This is a genomic window from Methylothermaceae bacteria B42, assembly GCA_001566965.1.
In the GTDB taxonomy this organism is placed as follows: Bacteria; Pseudomonadota; Gammaproteobacteria; order Methylococcales; family Methylothermaceae; genus Methylohalobius.
The window spans coordinates 26,545-40,020 of sequence record LSNW01000008.1; the positions used below are offsets into that span (position 1 = coordinate 26,545).

The 13,476-nt window shown below is 49.7% G+C and carries 14 protein-coding genes; 8 read left to right on the forward strand and 6 right to left on the reverse strand.

The window, feature by feature from the left end:
* Window positions 1-54: 54 nt before the first annotated feature.
* The gene (locus AXA67_05260; GenBank protein ID KXJ41529.1) at window positions 55-441 is read left to right on the forward strand and encodes a hypothetical protein; all 387 of its coding nucleotides are present in this window, start codon (window positions 55-57) and stop codon (window positions 439-441) included.
* Window positions 442-526: 85 nt separating this feature from the next.
* On the opposite strand, the gene AXA67_05265 is transcribed toward AXA67_05260, so the two are convergent.
* Both AXA67_05265 and AXA67_05270 read right to left on the reverse strand, forming a co-directional pair.
* Window positions 527-1,450 carry a methionyl-tRNA formyltransferase gene (locus AXA67_05265; GenBank protein ID KXJ41530.1) on the reverse strand — a complete coding sequence of 308 codons (924 nt, stop codon included), beginning with the start codon at window positions 1,448-1,450 and terminating at the stop codon, window positions 527-529.
* Between the two features lie 2 nt (window positions 1,451-1,452).
* Window positions 1,453-1,983, reverse strand: coding sequence for a peptide deformylase (locus AXA67_05270; protein KXJ41531.1), 531 nt, complete (start codon window positions 1,981-1,983; stop codon window positions 1,453-1,455).
* Window positions 1,984-2,230: 247 nt separating this feature from the next.
* Between AXA67_05270 and AXA67_05275 the strand changes: the two genes are divergently transcribed.
* The 5 genes from AXA67_05275 (at window position 2,231) to AXA67_05295 (ending at window position 7,907) form a co-directional block, all read left to right on the forward strand.
* Entirely contained in the window at window positions 2,231-3,286 is a 1,056-nt protein-coding gene (locus AXA67_05275; GenBank protein KXJ41532.1) for a peptidoglycan-binding protein, read from the forward strand.
* An 83-nt stretch (window positions 3,287-3,369) separates the two neighbouring features.
* Window positions 3,370-4,485, forward strand: coding sequence for a DNA processing protein DprA (locus AXA67_05280; protein ID KXJ41533.1), 1,116 nt, complete (start codon window positions 3,370-3,372; stop codon window positions 4,483-4,485).
* 29 nt (window positions 4,486-4,514) lie between these two features.
* Window positions 4,515-4,979: a hypothetical protein gene (locus tag AXA67_05285; protein ID KXJ41534.1), complete on the forward strand. Its 465-nt coding sequence runs from the start codon at window positions 4,515-4,517 to the stop codon at window positions 4,977-4,979.
* Window positions 4,980-4,997: 18 nt separating this feature from the next.
* Window positions 4,998-7,322, forward strand: coding sequence for a DNA topoisomerase I (locus AXA67_05290; protein KXJ41535.1), 2,325 nt, complete (start codon window positions 4,998-5,000; stop codon window positions 7,320-7,322).
* A 21-nt stretch (window positions 7,323-7,343) separates the two neighbouring features.
* On the forward strand, window positions 7,344-7,907 hold the full coding sequence (locus AXA67_05295; protein KXJ41536.1) for a tRNA threonylcarbamoyladenosine biosynthesis protein RimN: 564 nt from the start codon (window positions 7,344-7,346) through the stop codon (window positions 7,905-7,907).
* A gap of 232 nt (window positions 7,908-8,139) precedes the next feature.
* Here AXA67_05295 and AXA67_05300 read toward each other — a convergent pair whose 3' ends face one another.
* Both AXA67_05300 and AXA67_05305 read right to left on the reverse strand, forming a co-directional pair.
* Window positions 8,140-8,868, reverse strand: coding sequence for a hypothetical protein (locus AXA67_05300; GenBank protein KXJ41537.1), 729 nt, complete (start codon window positions 8,866-8,868; stop codon window positions 8,140-8,142).
* A 15-nt stretch (window positions 8,869-8,883) separates the two neighbouring features.
* Window positions 8,884-9,747 (reverse strand): hydroxyacid dehydrogenase, encoded by an 864-nt coding sequence (locus AXA67_05305; GenBank protein ID KXJ41538.1) that lies wholly within the window; start codon window positions 9,745-9,747, stop codon window positions 8,884-8,886.
* Between the two features lie 203 nt (window positions 9,748-9,950).
* Here AXA67_05305 and AXA67_05310 point away from each other — a divergent pair, with 203 nt between their 5' ends.
* Together AXA67_05310 and AXA67_05315 are read left to right on the forward strand one after the other, a co-directional pair.
* Window positions 9,951-10,592, forward strand: a complete 642-nt coding sequence (locus tag AXA67_05310) for a 3-hexulose-6-phosphate synthase (GenBank protein ID KXJ41539.1) — start codon at window positions 9,951-9,953, stop codon at window positions 10,590-10,592.
* Between the two features lie 33 nt (window positions 10,593-10,625).
* Window positions 10,626-11,168, forward strand: coding sequence for a 3-hexulose-6-phosphate isomerase (locus AXA67_05315; protein ID KXJ41540.1), 543 nt, complete (start codon window positions 10,626-10,628; stop codon window positions 11,166-11,168).
* 92 nt (window positions 11,169-11,260) lie between these two features.
* Here AXA67_05315 and AXA67_05320 read toward each other — a convergent pair whose 3' ends face one another.
* Both AXA67_05320 and AXA67_05325 read right to left on the reverse strand, forming a co-directional pair.
* Window positions 11,261-12,544 carry a hypothetical protein gene (locus AXA67_05320; protein KXJ41559.1) on the reverse strand — a complete coding sequence of 428 codons (1,284 nt, stop codon included), beginning with the start codon at window positions 12,542-12,544 and terminating at the stop codon, window positions 11,261-11,263.
* Window positions 12,531-12,920, reverse strand: a complete 390-nt coding sequence (locus AXA67_05325; GenBank protein ID KXJ41558.1) for a DNA polymerase V — start codon at window positions 12,918-12,920, stop codon at window positions 12,531-12,533. The genes AXA67_05320 and AXA67_05325 overlap by 14 nt, the downstream gene beginning before the upstream one ends.
* Window positions 12,921-13,476 lie beyond the last annotated feature (556 nt).

Consider the following 13,476-nt stretch of genomic DNA (forward strand, 5'->3'; position numbering starts at 1 on the left):
GCACATCAATATTACGCTGCCAAATCTTTATGGGCGTTTAGGAAATAAAAACGCATGCCGCATAATACCATTCAAGGGATCACAACAGCCGCGGGTGCGGTGCTTTTCATTTCAGGCCTACTTATTTCCTTGCTTTCCATCATAGATCCAGCAGCCATCCTATTCTTTATTTTCCCTCTGCCTTTAGCCTTACTTCTGCTGGTGCGTGGTCAATTCCGGTGGTTGGTACTCTATCTAATATTTTTTGTATTTTCACTGGGTAATGGTTACTGGATTTCCAAAAACCACCAAAACAAAATGATAGAAACCACTAAACCGTTTGATCATGAGCGTTTTGTAAAATGCAGCAACCAGCTATTCGAAAAGGTTTCGAAGCATCAAAAACAGTTGACAGGTCAACAAATGGCAGCATTCCATCATTGCCTGCAAATTCACAACTAAACCAATCAATCGATCTAAGTCCAGCTAACAACCTTGATGCCCTCGCCTCGAAGGATAAGGAACAAATGCCACCTCAGGAATTGATTTATTTAAATCGCGCGCCGCTGCAATCATGGGCACTGAGAAAAGCCTCCGCCGATATCCGCTTGCCGCCGGGCAGCTGGACCTCCAACAAACGCAAGACGCCTTCCCCTGTTGCCACCTGCAACTGTTTTTTGGCCCGAATGACGGTACCGGGTTCTGCCGGGGACTCCTGATCCAAGACTTCGGCACACCAGATTCTCAACCGCTTGTCTTGCCAATAGGTAAATGCCACCGGCCAAGGATTAAAGGCTCTAACACATCTTGCTAGTTGCTGCGCGGGCAAAGACCAATCCAGATGCGCCTCTTCCTTTCGAATCTTGTCCGCATAAGTCACTTGCGACTCGTCCTGGGGGCGGGGGGTAATTGATTCGGTTTCCAGCAAGGGGAGCACTTCCCTGACCGCCTGCGCGCCCAGTTCGGCAAGTTTTTCATGTAAATCTCCAGCCGTATCCTCAGAGGTAATGGGAATGGATTTTTTTATCAACATCGGGCCAGCATCCAACTCCGGAACCACTTGCATAATGGTGATCCCGGTTTCCATGTCGCCCGCCAGGATCGCCCGCTGAATTGGCGCCGCTCCGCGCCATCTCGGCAGTAGCGAAGCATGGACATTAATGGCGCCTAAAGTAGGCGCATCGAGGATTTCAGAAGGGAGAATCAAACCATAAGCGGCCACTACCAGTAAATCTGGAGAAAATCGAATAAACTGTTCAATGGCCTCTTCGTTGCGCAAAGTCTTAGGCTGTATGACAGGCAAGTGATGCGCCAGCGCCAGTTTTTTTACCGGGCTGGGATGCAATTTTTGTCCCCGCCCTGCAGGCCGGTCCGGTTGGGTATAAACGGCAATCACTTGATGCCCGGAAGCCAGCAAAGCTTCCAGGCTGGGGACGGCAAATTCCGGCGTCCCGGCAAAAATAATCCGCATACTTAAATCACAGCCTTGGCTGGACCTTTGTCTTTACTTAGACGTTGGCTTTTCAGTAATTTTTTCTTGATCCGCTGACGTTTGAGGGGTGATAAATAATCCACAAACAACTTGCCATCCAGGTGGTCGATTTCGTGTTGAATACAAACCGCCAATAAACCGCCGGCTTCCATTTCCAAAGGCTCACCTTGCTGGTCGAGGGCTTTGATTTTTACTTTTTCCGCCCGCTGGACTTTTTCAAAGATGCCCGGCACCGACAGGCACCCTTCTTCGCTCTCCTCCTTTCCTTCTTTTTCCAAGATTTCAGGATTAATAAGACACAGGGGCCGGTCCTTGTCCTCTGACACATCAATCACTATGATGCGCTTTGGGACGTTAACCTGGGTTGCCGCCAACCCTACGCCAGGCGCTTCATACATAGTTTCGAACATATCATCCACCAATTGCTGGATGGCGCGATCTACTTTCGCAACCGGCAACGCCTTTTTGCGTAATCTTTCATCGGGAAATTCGAGAATCTCCAACAAGGCCATCGTCTTCTCCTGACATCGAACTGGAACTGGCATTTTAGCTGAATTGCACTAGACTTTGAACGACAGAAGCCTAAGCTTTACTGGTTTTAATGGTTTCATGCCTATTAAGAATTTGCCGGCTTGAGATTTCCTGGCTGTGTAAAACTCATAGGCAAGATTTGTTTGTAAGACTGGCAAAACCATTGAAAGTTTTGCCTAAAACCCATAGGCAGCCGAGGCGGACAATCTCTTGGGAGGAATAAAAGACATGCGCCGTATCCACTCGATTCTTTTTGTCATCTTAATGCTTAGCAGGCCCCTTTGGGCGGAAGAAATTCCCCTCGCGGATAATCCTCCGCAACGATATACCGTCGTTAAGGGGGACACGCTCTGGGATATCGCAGCCCGTTTCCTCAGAAACCCCTGGCAATGGCCCGAAATATGGCACGCCAACCCGCACATCAAAGACCCGCACTGGATTTATCCCGGGGATGTGATTGTTCTGAAATGGGTGGAAGGCCAACCCCAGTTAACTTTGCAACGGGGCGGGGCGGAAAATCTCCGGGGCGGTACTGAGAAACTGCAACCACAAATCCGCGAAACCCCCATTGAACAAGCCATTCCGACCATTCCCTATGAGGCTATCCGCCAGTTCCTTACTTCACCCCGGGTGGTTACCAAGGAAGAAATCAAAAACGCTCCCTACATTGTCAGCTTGCAAGACAACCGGATCGTTGGGGGCACTGGCGATACTATCTATGTGCGAGGAATTGAAGACAGCGAAAACACCCAGGGATTTACCGTCTTCCGCCGAGGTAAAGCACTACGGGAACATAAAACCAAAGACATTCTCGGCTATGAAGCCATCTATGTCGCCGACACGCAACTGGAAAAAGGTGGGGATCCTGCCACCTTGAAGGTAACCCGCAGCAACCGGGAGATTCTGGTGGGTGACAAGCTTTTGCCCATCCAGGAAGAACAATTGGCCCTCAACTACCAGCCCCGCCCGCCAAGCACAAAGATTAAGGGACGTATCATTAACGTTTTGGACGGTGTCTCGCAAATTGGCCAATACAATATAGTCGTCATCGATCGTGGCAGCCAGGACGGACTTGAAAAAGGCCATGTTTTGGCCATCCTCCGCAAAGGCGAAAAAATCCGGGATAGCGTGGACAAAAGAGCTGCCGAAATGGTAAAACTCCCGGATGAAAAAGCCGGCCTGCTGCTTATTTTCCGCCCCTTTGAAAAAGTCAGCTACGGCATTGTGATGAAAGCCACGCGTGCAATCCATATCAACGATATTGTCAAAAATCCAGAGCTTTAACCCCCAAATCAATACGCCCCAAGGAAGGGGCATAGTAATGCCTTTCGGTTTCAGAATCGTGGTCACTCACTCAGGGAATCGCTTTGAACAGGGCCCAAGACACCGATAACCTCAAATACTGGCTGGCGCTGGTTCAAACTCCCGGTATTGGCCCCCGGGTACTGCAAAAATTGCAGCACCACTTCCCGTCCCCGGAAGCGATTCTGCACGAAAAACCTAATATGCTGCGCGCCTTGGGATTAAAAGAAACCACCATTAGCGCTCTAGGCGATCCCCGCTGGGACAAGGTGGAAAGCGCCCTCCACTGGCATCAAAGTCACTCCGACCACCATATCCTGACCCTGGATGACCCTGACTACCCACCGCTCCTCAAGCAAATTTCCTCGCCGCCCCCGTTACTGTTCGTCCACGGCAAAGTTGAATCGTTGCCCCGGCCTCAACTGGCCATTGTCGGCAGCCGTAACCCGACACCTGGCGGAAAGCAGCTTGCCCATGAGTTTGCCCATGCGCTCTCTCAACTCGGTTTAACCATTACCAGTGGTCTCGCCACAGGGATTGACGGTGCCGCCCATGAAGGGACACTCGCCGCAGACGGGATTACCATCGGGGTTGCAGCCACTGGTCCTGACCGGATTTACCCCGCCCGGCATAAAAAAATTGCCGAGAAGATTGTCACTCAGGGCGCAATCGTGTCAGAATTCCCGCCGGGAACACCGGTTAAAGCCCAGAACTTCCCAAGGCGCAACCGGATAATCTCCGGTTTATCTTTAGGAACATTGGTGGTGGAGGCGGCAATCAAGAGTGGCTCCTTGATTACAGCGAAATATGCGTTGGAGCAAAACCGTGCCGTCCTGGCTATTCCTGGTAGTATCCACAATCCGCTGGCGCGGGGATGTAATGGTTTAATACGGGAGGGGGCCATACTAGTAGAAACAGTAGAAGATGTCTTACAAGAATTGAACCTGATCTCTCCAACAGCATCAGACAAATACTTATTGGAGACAACACAAACCGCTATTGAACTCACTGAAGATTATCGGGACTTATTAAATAAAATTGATTACGCACCGACCTCGGTGGACCGTTTGGTAGAAATCACTGGCATGCGGGCAGAAAATGTGGCATCAATGATTTTAGTATTGGAACTGCAGGGATACGTGGCCGCCACTGCCGGAGGTTGCTATCAACGAATTCGTTAAACGATCCCAGGGCCTGGAAGCGAGGCGTTATGAAAGAAAACGTATTTGAAGTATTGCTTTATTTATTCGAAAACTATATGGACGAAGATCCCGACCTGATGCCGGATCCTGATTCAATCAGGATGGAACTGTTGGCCGCCGGGTTCCCCGACCAGGATATTGACAAAGCCTTTAGCTGGCTGGAATCCTTGACCCAAGGCCAGGCAATCCAAACCACGATTCCCACCTTCCGGGTCTACGCCCCCGAGGAAATCGCCAAATTAGACAAAGAATGCCGCGGTTTACTCATATTCCTGGAACAAAGCGGTATCCTCACCTCGTCTAATAGAGAGCTGGTCATTGACCGAGCAATGGCGTTGAGCGCCGAGGAACTGACCCTGGATAATCTGAAATGGATTGTCCTTATGGTGCTTTTTAGCCAGCCAGACCAGGAAGCAGCATTTTCCCGCATGGAAGACCTGGTATACGACAACTCACCGGTTGCCTTACATTAATTTTTTGTTTTTTATTTCATGTCACAGAATTTAGTCATTGTCGAATCGCCCGCCAAGGCGAAAACCATTGCCAAATACCTGGGGCCGGGCTTTAAAGTCTTGGCCTCCTATGGACACGTGCGCGATCTGGTTCCAAAGGAAGGCGCGGTCGATCCCGACCATGATTTCGCCATGAAATATGAGTTGATTGACAAAAACCGCAAGCACGTACAGGCCATCAAACAGGAGGCAAAAAAAGCCGATGCCTTGTACCTGGCCACTGACCCGGACCGGGAAGGTGAGGCAATTTCCTGGCATATCCTGGAAATCCTCAAGGAAAACAAACTTCTGAAAGACAAACCCGCCCGCCGGATTGTCTTCCACGAAATTACCAAGCGCGCCATCCAGGAAGCACTGGAAAAGGCCGGTGATATTTCCATGGAACTGGTCAACGCCCAGCAAGCGCGCCGGGCATTGGATTACCTGGTTGGTTTCAACCTGTCTCCCCTATTGTGGAAGAAAATCCGCCGCGGCCTTTCCGCGGGCCGGGTTCAAAGCCCTGCCCTGCGCATGATTGTCGAGCGGGAAATCGAAATCGAAAATTTCGAGCCCCGGGAATACTGGACCATTGACGCTGCTTGCAAGGCGGAAGATCAAGGCTTCGGCGCCAAACTGGTGCAATTTCAGGGCGAAAAAATCAAACAATTCACCGTCACCGACGAGGAAAAAGCCACCGCCATCCGCCAGACTCTGCTGGACCTGGCCCAAGGTCGCCTCAAGGTGATCAAGGTCGAGAAAAGGCAGCGCAAACGCAACCCGGCACCTCCTTTCATTACTTCCACCTTGCAACAGGAAGCCTCGCGCAAACTGGGCTTCACCACCCGCCGCACCATGTCGGTGGCCCAACAACTCTATGAAGGCATTGATATTGGCGGTGAAACCGTTGGTTTGATCACCTATATGCGTACCGACTCCACCCAGTTGGCGCAAGAGGCAGTCATGGAGATTTTTGACCTGATCGCCGAACGCTACGGCAAGGATTTCCTGCCCGCCAAGCCCCGGGTCTTCAAGTCAAAATCCAAAAATGCCCAGGAAGCCCACGAAGCGATTCGCCCCACTTCGGTCAAGCGGCTGCCGGAACAAGTCAAGCCGTTTTTGACCCCGGAACAATTCAAACTCTATGAGTTGATCTGGAAACGCACCGTCGCCTGCCAGATGATCCACGCGACGCTCAATACCGTCGCCATCGACCTTGCCTGCGGCAACGAAGAAAATATTTTCCGGGCCACCGGATCGACCATCGCCCACCCTGGGTTCATGAGCGTCTACCAGGAAGGCAAAGACGATGGTGGTGAGCAAGATGACAAGGATAAAATCCTGCCACCTCTCAAGGAAGGCCAACAAGTCGCCCTGGAAGATATCATCACAGCCCAACACTTTACCGAGCCGCCTCCCCGTTACACGGAAGCCAGCTTGGTAAAAGCACTGGAGCAGCACGGCATCGGCCGTCCTTCCACTTATGCCAGCATTATCTCCACCCTGCAACAGCGCGATTACGTGGTGCTGGAAAACAAGCGCTTCAAACCCACCGATGTAGGAAGGATTGTCAACAAATTCCTAACCGAGCACTTCACCCGCTACGTGGACTATAACTTCACGGCGGATCTGGAAGACCAGCTGGATGCGGTTGCCCGCGGCGAAAAAAAATGGGTAGGACTGCTGAAGGAATTTTGGAATCCTTTCAAAAATTTAGTGGTGGACAAAGAATCCAGCGTGCAACGGAAGGATGTTACCCAACAGCCCATTGACGAAAAGTGCCCGGAATGCGGCGGGCAATTGGCAATTCGTTTGGGACGAAACGGCCGTTTCATCGGCTGCGGCAACTTCCCGGAGTGCAAATACACCCGTAACCTGGATGGCAGCACCAACGAAACCCAAGAACCTGAGTCCCTGGACCGGAAATGCCCCGATTGCGGCGGCGACCTGCAAATCAAAACCGGCCGCTATGGCAAATTTATCGGTTGCAGCAATTATCCCAAGTGCAAGCATATCGAATCCCTGGAAAAGCCGGAAGATACCGGCGTCGAGTGCCCCCAATGCAAAAAGGGGACGATACTCAAGCGCAAATCCAGAAATGGCAAGATTTTCTACTCCTGCTCAACTTATCCCAAGTGCAAATATGCCATCTGGAATCCGCCGGTCGCCGAACCCTGCCCGGTTTGCAACTGGCCCATTCTGACCATCAAAACCACCAAACGGCGGGGGACGGAAAAGGTCTGCCCCCAGAAAAGCTGTAATTACGCAACACCCTATGAGGGAGAAGATCCGACCACAATCACCCCTGCTGCAGCGCAAGCTTCCTGATTCGTTGCTCGTTTAAAAACCGTGTCACTCACCCCTGGGAAACTCCGCCGGGCCGCAAGCCATCTCCGGCATGGTGGCATCGCCGCCTATCCTACTGAAGCCATTTATGGGTTGGGTTGTGATCCCTGGAATCCCGATGCTGTCTATTCTCTGCTGGAATTAAAGCAACGCCCGGTCACCAAGGGATTGATTTTGATTGCTTCAACCTTTGAACAACTGTTGCCATTCATTATTCTGCCGCCACAACCTGTGCTCGAACGCATACTCGCTAGTTGGCCTGGCCCGGTTACCTGGGTGCTGCCGGTTTCGCCATCCGTTCCCCTTTGGCTTCGGGGCGAACACCAAACCATTGCCGCCAGGGTGACTGCTCACCCAATCGCTTCCGCCCTGTGCAATGCATTTGATGGCGCGCTTGTCTCTACCAGCGCCAATCCGGCGGGCCGAAGGCCGGCGCGCACTTCAATTCACGTCAGGCGTTATTTCAGGCATGCAAACGAATTGTTCATTATCCATGGCCGGGTGGGAAAACTCGCGCGCCCCACGCCCATCTACGACGCTCTTAGTGGCAGATGTCTACGCCAGTAACATTAACCCGGATATTCCACCAGCCGGATTCGGCCTTTTTTGTAAGCAACTGATTATTTAACATAAACTTCTTAGTTTTGATGATTTCTACCAAATCCAATTTGGACTCAGCCCGAATCCTATCCCGGCCCTGGCTTGTCCAGGCACGCCTGGGCTTGGGCTTCCTTCAAGCCATAGCCACGGCTATGCCTTTCAGTCCAGCCCGGCGCCCAGACGCACCTGTCCTGCGCCATCATCCGGGATGCTGGTGAAATATCCGGGTTAAATCAACCGGAAAATCCCGATAGATTAATTGAAATTCCCCCCGGGTACACAAAGCGCCTTTGAAGCCGTCATCAATGATTAATTCACAAACCGACCAATCTGCTGGCTTGCCACACGAGGACGGCACAGAAACAATTTTGGGTACGCCTTCCCGCAAACTAAAAACGCATTGCTGAACCCCCAGCCCTAAGCCCCTGCCATCGGCTTTGACAAATGCTTCTTTTAAAGTCCAAAAGCGGAAAAATGCTGTTTTCCTTTCTGGTGCGGGCAAATTCGTCCATGCTTCAAATTCATGCTGAGAGAAGCAGCGCTTTGCCATTCCAGCCAGGGTTTTTATCGGCCGGATAGATTCAACGTCAACCCCCAACGGCCGGTCGTAGCCAATCGCAATGACCATTTGCTCTTGGCTATGGGAAACATTGAAAACCAATCCTTCATTCTCGGCGCGGCCGGCTAATCGTGGTTTTCCCCATTGTCCACGGACAAACTGTAAATCTTTTGGATGCTGTCCCACATAGGTTGCCAGCACACTGCGTAATATCCCCATGGAAGCAATATAGCGCTTTTGGTGTACTGGCTGAATCAGCCTAGAGGCTTTTTCTAGCTCTTCATCCGCTAGCAGCGGTCGCAAGAAGGATAGTGCTGTATCATCCACCTCCAATTGGGCACGGATTACGTGGATAGCATCATTCAACACTGTAGTACTAATTTCTCACTTCCCGTCTTTTAAATTGACTGCTTCAAAAACGCGGGAATAATCTTCAAACTGATGATCTGTGGCTGATTTTTGATAAAGCTTCGCCACTGCTTCCAACGCTGTGCTATCAAGCTCGTTGGCGGACTGGAGAAATAAACGAATGTCTTTAAGCAAATGCTCAGTAGGAAAATTTGGGTTGGTATAATCATGGGACTGCATGCGAGGCAGCTTTTTGTCGAAAGTCGGCGCGTAAAGCGCACTTTTACGAAGTACCTTCATAAAATCATCCGCCGCAATGTCATGAGTCTCAACAAAAGCGAGGCTTGTCGCGAAAGCAACCGTTAACGAAGCAATCAATTGATTCAAAGCCAATTTGAGTGCGGCAGCCTGACCTATCTCTCCCACATAATGAAGTTCGCTACCAAGAATCTCCAAAACCGGACGCATTTTATTAAAAACTTCCCGTTTGCCGGCAATCATAATGATTAAGTTCCCTGATTTTGCTTCCGGAATACTGCCAAGTAGTGGCGCTTCCAGATAGTCGCCTCCTTTCTCTCGAATCATTTGGGCCAAACTCCGGCTTTCTTCAGGCGCGATGGTCGCCATCTGAATGAGTGTTTTACCCGTAAAATCAAGCTCCGATAAAACTGCCTTGGTGGCCGGGAAATCGCTTAACATAGTCACCAGGATATTGGCATCGGCCAATGCTTCCTTGGGGCCAGAAGACAATCTTGCGCCCTTCCTCTCCAGAGGTTGGGCTTTTGCCAAGGTTCGATTCCAAACTCGAACTTGATATTGATGTTCTAATAGCCGGACCGCCATTGGGGCGCCCATTAATCCAGTACCTAGCCATGCAATGGCTAATGGTGATTTTGTCATATTCATTTCCGGTTAATGATTAAAATTCAGAAATATATTTACTCTTAAATCAGTATATTAGAAGCATCAAAAGGGCAGTATGACCATTACTTGGCCGATGCTTGGCAATTGACATTCCAAGGCCAACTGTAATAGAGTTTACCGAGCGCATCCGTGCGCAGAGAAAAATATAACCTTAAATCAATTCAATGGGAGCACACAACATGGCAAAACCATTAATTCAATTGGCGCTGGATTCTTTGGATTTCGGAACCACTCTAAGGCTGGCCAGCTTGGCTGCCCCGTATGTCGATATCCTGGAAATCGGGACTCCTTGCATCAAGCACAATGGCGTTCCTCTCGTCAAGGCTATGCGCGCCCTTTTCCCGGACAAAAAATTGTTCGTCGACTTGAAAACCATGGACGCTGGCGAATACGAAGCCACGCCTTTCTATGATGCTGGCGGTGATATTTGCACCGTTCTGGGTGTTTCTGACTTGTCCACCATCAAAGGCGTGGTCACCGCTGCCAACAACCACGGCAAACAAGCTCAGGTTGACCTGATCAACGTTCCTAACAAAGCTGAGCGTGCTCGCGAAGCCGCTGAACTTGGCGCCCATATCATCGGCATCCACACGGGTATCGACCAACAATTGCAGGGCGCGACACCTTTTGCTGACTTGAACGAGATTGTTGGCTTGGGCCTGAATGTTCAGGTTTCAGTTGCTGGCGGCATCAAGCCTGAAACTGTCCAACAAGTTGTTCAAGCTGGCGCTGACATCATTGTTGTTGGTGGCGCAATCACTGGTTCCGATGATCCTGCAGCAGCTGCTCGCAAGATCCGTGAATTGGTTGATGCAGCTTAAATTAATTAATCTAATTTTGGATCGTTTCTAACTATGACTACCCAATGGAAACCCATCCTCAATAAAATTGGGGAGATCCTGGAAGCAACCGATCCCAGCGCAGAAGCTCAGCTGACCGAACTGATGGACAGTTCCCCCCAGATTTTTGTCGGGGGAGCGGGCCGTTCCCGGTTGGTTGGTAGCTTCTTTGTCATGCGCCTGATGCATGCTGGCTATAAGGCCTTTTTGCTGGGAGAGATTGTTACTCCTTCTATCGGCAAGGATGATTTGCTGATTGTGATTTCAGGCTCAGGCAATACACCCTCCATGGTGGCCGCTGCCCAGCGGGCCAAGAAGGAGGGCGCCAAAGTAGCGCTGATTACCGCCCAGAAAGATTCCAATGTCGGTGATGTCGCCGATCATATCTTTCAAATGGGTAATCCTGAAATCTTCAGCAAAAAAGAGCCTGGCATGCCGATGGGAACTATGTTTGAGCTATCCACGCTCATCCTTCTAGAAGGAACCATCGCCCATATCATTTATGAAAAGGGCATTCCTGAAGAAGAAATGCGTTCCCGGCACGCCAATCTGGAATAAGTTTGGTTCTTATTCACGGATGAATATAATTTTGGAGAGAACGCCACCACTTAGGTGGCGTTTTTTTATTGAAGAATCTTCCAGACCTGAATTCAAGCCTTTACCACAGGCAATTCATTCCATCGGGTAGTGAAAGCAGGTGACAATTGCTGGGGTCGGTAGCGATACCGGCGATAATCAACAGATGCGCCAAGAAAAAGCCCATTAGGAAAACGCCGATTAACCCGATCCATTATTTCCATTAACGACGCTCCCGCATATTTTTGAGATATTTCTTCATTAAACAACGCCAACTGGGCATTACCCTCTGCTTCCGATACAAGCCCCCCCAGCAAGATACCGCATTGTTGATAGCGGTACCCAGGCCGGTACATTTTTTCTAACAACTCTCCAGCACACTTCAAAATCCAGCGGGAATCCTGGCTTGGTGTTCTCAGCGCAGCAGCAAGCACGGGCTGATAACATGGCTTTTTAGGGTCAAATGCATCACTGCGCAAAAATACGGTCACCACATGGGCCAATGACCGCTGCTGGCGCAATTTTTCCGCTGCCCGGCAACAAAATTCTGACAAGGCCGAATGTAGCTGGGAAAGTTCGGTCAGCTTAGGACGGAAACTCCGGGAACAACGAATTTCTTTTCGTGGTGGTACTACAGTCTCCACCTGTAAGCAACTTTTTCCTTGCAGCTCCAAAGCGGTTTGAGTCACCACAATGCTATACCTGGATTGCAATAACCCACTATCGGCACACCGCAAGTCCCATGCTGTTTTGATGCCTATTTGTGATAATTTTGCCGCCAGCCTCCGGCCAATACCCCATACCCCACCCACTGGCATTTGCAGAAGCACTTCTTTTTGACACCGAGGGTTCATCAAATCCACCACTCCCTCTGGCGATATTTTCTTGGCCCACTCGTTTGCCACCTTCGCCAAGGTTTTGGTCGGCCCAATGCCAACACTCACAGGCAATCCCACCCATCGCCACAGCGTTTGTTTCAAATGCACTCCGAGTCGCGCCTTGTTTTGAGGTAAGCCGGACCAATCCAAAAAAGCTTCATCGATGGAATAAATTTCCAAATGTGGCGTAAAACCCTCCAGAACCGACATGATTCGGGCAGACAAATCCGCGTATAAAGGAAAATTGGAGGAAAAGACCTCGGCATTGTGACGGCGCAGCAACGCCGCCACCTCATGATAAGGCGCTCCCATGGGAACACCCAAGGCCTTGACTTCATTACTTCTGGCAATGACGCAACCATCGTTATTGCTGAGTACAACCACCGGTCGCCGCCACAAATCGGGACGAAACAAGCGCTCACAACTTACATAAAAATTATTGCAATCAACCAGCGCAAAACAAGGTTCAGTCGAGGGCATGGACAACATTAGTGACTACCCCCCAAATCACGAAGTCCACCTCTTCTTCTACTTCAATATCGGGATAATCTGGATTTTCCGAAGCCAGAATCACCCGCTGATTCTCGATAGACTTTAACCGCTTGACCGCCAACTCGCCATTCAAGGCACAAATAACAATCCGCCCAGGCATGGGCTCCAAAGAACGGTCCACCACCAAAATATCATTAGGATAAATACCCGCCCCAATCATCGACTCCCCTTCTACCCGCACAAAGAAAGTCGCCGCTGGCCGCTTAATTAAAAGCTCATTGAGATCCAACGCCCTCTCCACCGCATCATCTGCCGGAGAAGGAAAACCCGCCGCTACCTTGCTGGAAAATAAAGGAAGCTGCAAAAAAGAAGGGTCAAGATCCGCGATCCCAATCAGTCGGCAGCGGGAATTATCCCAAAAAGACACAATTTGCCGCATCCGCTACCTCACCTGCATAAATCAAGTCAACTTAACAATATTACCCAACGCATTACAGATCAAATCTACAATCAGGATCAAGAATAAAAACTTTCTGACACCCAGACACATAAAGTTAAAGGGGGAAACTCTACTCCCTAAGTGCAACCTTCAGCACATGCTCTATGCACTTGAAGTGCTTTTTTCTACATATGCTAAAATATTCCCATAAAAGCTTGAAACCTAAGATTACACTTTTCAATTTAATTTGTAATACAACTTATAAAAAAATTACCGCCATCTAATAAGTTATAGTACTTTTATTTAAATTTAAATAAATATTCCATATGGCGAACCAATTCACAATCTGATAAAACGATAACTGTTTAAATTAGCATCTCATTATTGTTTTAGTTATTTGCCACACAGCAAAATATAAAGCACATAAATTTAAATATTTTAAAAGGCTTTGCAATTATGACTTCATTTTTTGGTTGTTTCC

Coding starts and splice junctions, on each gene's coding strand:
- AXA67_05260 (KXJ41529.1), top strand. CDS start 55: ATGCCGCATAATACCATTCAAGGGATCACAACAGCCGCGGGTGCGGTG.
- AXA67_05270 (KXJ41531.1), bottom strand. CDS start 1,983: ATGGCCTTGTTGGAGATTCTCGAATTTCCCGATGAAAGATTACGCAAA.
- AXA67_05310 (KXJ41539.1), top strand. CDS start 9,951: ATGGCAAAACCATTAATTCAATTGGCGCTGGATTCTTTGGATTTCGGA.
- AXA67_05320 (KXJ41559.1), bottom strand. CDS start 12,544: ATGCCCTCGACTGAACCTTGTTTTGCGCTGGTTGATTGCAATAATTTT.
- AXA67_05305 (KXJ41538.1), bottom strand. CDS start 9,747: ATGACAAAATCACCATTAGCCATTGCATGGCTAGGTACTGGATTAATG.
- AXA67_05275 (KXJ41532.1), top strand. CDS start 2,231: ATGCGCCGTATCCACTCGATTCTTTTTGTCATCTTAATGCTTAGCAGG.
- AXA67_05265 (KXJ41530.1), bottom strand. CDS start 1,450: ATGCGGATTATTTTTGCCGGGACGCCGGAATTTGCCGTCCCCAGCCTG.
- AXA67_05315 (KXJ41540.1), top strand. CDS start 10,626: ATGACTACCCAATGGAAACCCATCCTCAATAAAATTGGGGAGATCCTG.
- AXA67_05285 (KXJ41534.1), top strand. CDS start 4,515: ATGAAAGAAAACGTATTTGAAGTATTGCTTTATTTATTCGAAAACTAT.
- AXA67_05290 (KXJ41535.1), top strand. CDS start 4,998: ATGTCACAGAATTTAGTCATTGTCGAATCGCCCGCCAAGGCGAAAACC.